Source organism: Oerskovia turbata, assembly GCF_000718325.1.
Lineage (GTDB): Bacteria > Actinomycetota > Actinomycetes > Actinomycetales > Cellulomonadaceae > Oerskovia > Oerskovia turbata.
This window is the reverse complement of sequence record NZ_JOFV01000062.1, coordinates 1-245: the sequence shown is the minus strand read 5'-3', so window position 1 is coordinate 245 and position 245 is coordinate 1. Positions and strand designations below refer to the sequence as shown.

At 69.0% G+C, this 245-nt stretch carries 1 protein-coding gene; it reads right to left on the bottom strand.

Translation table 11 applies throughout. From position 1 onward, the window contains the following. Window positions 1-10 precede the first annotated feature (10 nt). Window positions 11-245: hypothetical protein (locus IE95_RS0118420; protein ID WP_030153755.1), on the bottom strand; the 235-nt coding region annotated here is incomplete at its 5' end.

The window sequence follows — 245 nt, the reverse complement described above, 5'->3', positions numbered from 1 at the left end:
GGGGCGTGGGTCAGTAGACGAACTTCGAGGCGTCGGCCTGCAGGTCGGCGCTCATCCGGGCGAGCTCGGCGATCGAGTCGTTCATCTGCTGGATCGCCTCCGCGGTCGAGGACGCGGCCGTGGCGATGCCGGTGATGTTGCCCGCGATCTCCGAAGCACCCGTCGCCGACTCCTGCACCCCCCGCGACATCTCCGTCGTCGTCGCCGTCTGCTCCTCCACCGCCGAGGCGATCGTCAGCTGATAG